Raw genomic sequence first — 3,773 nt, 5'->3', positions numbered from 1 at the left:
GATTCAGCCAATTTCAGTCTGGACAGCGTGCAGATTATTGATGGAGACGGCAACCCGCTGAGCGGCCATGGCGTCGCCAGCATTGACAGCAACAAATTACAGTTTGAGCCAGGCAGTGACTTTGATTACCTGGCCAGTGGTGAGAGCACTACAGTCACTGTTCGCTATGAAATGTCCGATAATGCAGGGCTCACGTCAGAATCAACGGTCACCATCACGATCACCGGTACCAACGATACGCCAGTCGCTAATCTTGATCCTGCAGGAGGCGGGACTGAGTACAGTTTCAATGATGGCGTGACCGACGGTTTAACGATAGAAAACGGTTATGTTAATGATCTGTTTGGCGGTGACGGTGATTCCCTGCGCTTCACAAATTCAGGCACCCGTGCAGTGACAACGGAGGTCATGGATACGAGTGCTGGCGGTACACTCTCCTTTAATCTCATTTATGGCAATAGCAGTAATGGTGGGGATAGGGTTGAGAACGGCGAGCATGTGAGGCTGGAGTATTCGACAGATGGAGGGAGTACCTGGCAGATTCATAACGAATATTCGGTGTTGTCTGATTATCACCAATGGAATACCGTCGAAGAAACCCTGACAGGCGATCTTCAGCATTCCAGTATTCAGTTTCGTATCTGGCAACCTGCACATGGTACTTATGGATCGGATGAGTGGGCCATTGATGATTTTGCCATCATCCCGGCCTCGCCACACGTCACAGGGGAGAATGCGACCCTGATGATTGATGTGCTGGCTAACGATACGGATGCCGATCACAACGATAACCCGGCCAACTTCACCCTTGACAGTGTTGATGTTGTCGATGCTGACGGCAACACACTGACCGGCCATGGCGTCGCCAGCATCGACAGCAACCAGCTGCAGTTTGTCCCCGGCAGTGACTTTGATTACCTGGCCGATGGCGAGACCGCCACGGTGACTGTGCGCTATGTGATGTCTGATGACGAAGGGGCTACCTCTGAGTCAACGGCGACCATTACGGTGACCGGCACCAACGACACACCAGTGGCGACAGCCAATACCGCCACGGGCCATGAGAACGAAACCCTGACCATTGACGTACTGGCCGACGATACGGACGCAGACAACAACGACAATCCCGCCAACTTCAGTCTGGACAGTGTGCAAATCGTCGATGGAGACGGTAACCCGCTGACCGGTCATGGTGTTGCCAGCATAGACAACAACCAGCTGCAGTTTGTCCCCGGCGGTGACTTTAATTACCTGGCCAGTGGTGAGAGCACTACGGTGACTGTGCGCTATGTGATGTCCGATGACCAGGGGGCTACCTCTGAGTCAACGGCGACCATTACGGTGACCGGCACCAACGATACACCGGTGGCGACACCCAATAGCGCCACGGGCCATGAAAACGAAATCCTGACCATTGACGTGCTGGCCGACGATACGGATCTGGATCACAACGATGATTCGACCAACTTCACCCTTGACGATGTTGAGGTTGTTGATACGAACGGCCAGCCACTGACAAACCGTGGCACCGCCACTATCGACAGTAACCAGCTGCAGTTTGACCCGGGCAGTGACTTTGATTACCTGGCCAGTGGTGAGAGCACCACGGTGACCGTGCGCTATGTGATGTCCGATGACGAAGGCGCCACCTCAGAATCAGCGGTCACCATTACGGTCACCGGCACCAATGACACGCCGGTGGCGATGCCCGATACCGCCACGGGCCATGAAAACGAAACCCTGGTCATTGACGTACTGGCTGATGATACCGATGTCGATAACAGCGACCATTCAGCCAATTTCAGTCTGGACAGCGTGCAGATTATTGATGGAGACGGCAATCCACTGTCCGGCCATGGCGTCGCCAGCATTGACAGCAACAAGTTACAGTTTGAGCCAGGCAGTGACTTTGATTACCTTGCCAGTGGTGAGAGCACCACGGTGACTGTCCGCTATGTCATGTCCGATGACGAAGGGCTCACGTCTGAATCAACGGTCACCATCACAGTCAACGGCACCAACGATACGCCAGTCGCTAATCTTGATCCGGCAGAAGGAGGGACTGAGTACAGTTTCAATGATGGCGTGACCGACGGTTTAACGCTGGAGAACGGTTTTGTTAATGATATGTTTGGCGGTGACGGTGATTCCCTGCGCTTCACCGGTGCAGGCACCCGTGCAGTGACAACGGAGGCCATGGATACGAGTGCTGGCGGTACGCTTTCCTTTAATCTCATTTATGGCAATAACAGTAATGGTGGAGAGACTCTCGACTCTAACGACCATGTGATACTGGATTATTCGACAGATGGAGGGAGTACCTGGCAGATTCATGATGAATATACGGCGTTGGAGGACTTTAGATCATGGAACACTGTCGAAGTAGCACTGACAGGCGACCTTCAGCAATCGAATATTCAATTTCGTATTTGGCAACCGAATCACGCTAACGGTGCGGCTGATGAGTGGGCCATTGATGATTTTGCCATCATCCCGGCCGCGCAAAACGTCACAGGGGAGAATGCGACCCTGACGATTGATGTGCTGGCCAATGATACGGATGTCGATCACAACGATAACCCAACCAATTTCAGGCTTGACGATGTTGATGTTGTCGATGCTGACGGCAACACACTGACCGGCCATGGCGTCGCCAGCATCGACAGCAACAACCGGCTGCAGTTTGATCCGGGCAGTGACTTTGATTACCTGGCAGATGGCGAGAGCACCACGGTGACTGTGCGCTATGTGATGGCCGATAACGAAGGCGCCACGTCAGAATCAACGGCTACCATCATCGTCACCGGCACCAATGACGCGCCGGTGGCAATGCCCGATACGGCCACTACGGGCCATGAACACGAAACCCTGACCATTGACGTACTGGCCGACGACACGGATGCAGACCACAATGACAATCCGGCCAACTTCACCCTTGACAGTGTTGAGATTGTTGATGCTGACGGCAACACACTGACCGGCCATGGCGTTGCCAGCATCGACAGCAACCAGCTGCAGTTTGTGTCGGGCAATGACTTTGACTACCTGGACGTCGGCGAGACCGCCACGGTGATCGTGCGTTATGTGATGTCCGATGACGAAGGGGCTACCTCTGAGTCAACGGCGACCATTACGGTCACCGGCACCAACGACGCGCCGGTGGCGACAGCCAATACCGCCACAGGCCATGAGAATGAAACCCTGACCATTGACGTTTTGGCTGATGATACAGATGTCGATAACAGCGACCATTCAGCCAACTTCAGTCTCGATAGTGTGCAGATCGTGGATGGTGACGGGAATCCATTAAGTGGTCAGGGCACGGTCAGCATTGTCAACAACCAGCTGCAGTTTATACCGGGCACGGATTTCGACAGCCTGGCCAGTGGTGAAACGGCTACTGTCACTGTTCGCTATGTGATGTCCGATGACGAGGGGCTCACGTCTGAATCAACGGCCACCATTACGGTGACCGGCACCAACGATACACCGGTGGCGACGCCCGATACCGCCACTACAGGTCATGAACACGAAACGCTGACCATTGACGTATTGGCCGACGATACGGATCTGGATCACAACGACAACCCCGCCAATTTCAGCCTGGACACTGTGCAGATCGTGGATGGTGACGGCAATCCACTGACCGGCCATGGCGTCGCCAGCATCGACAACAACCAGCTGCAGTTTTTGGCGGGCAATGACTTTGACTACCTGGACGTCGGCGAGACTGCCACGGTGACCGTACGCTATACGATGTCCGATGACGAAGG

Annotated in this window: 1 protein-coding gene; it reads left to right on the top strand. The window is 54.1% G+C overall.

The annotated features are described in order from the left end of the window. Positions 1–3,773, top strand: a 3,773-nt coding sequence (locus AC27K1_RS21490; RefSeq protein ID WP_487152844.1) for an Ig-like domain-containing protein, incomplete at both ends; no start/stop codon positions are given.

Source organism: Kistimonas ophiarachnellae (assembly GCF_057552235.1).
Note: the sequence above shows the minus strand (reverse complement) of the source record. Positions and strands in the feature narration are given on the sequence as shown.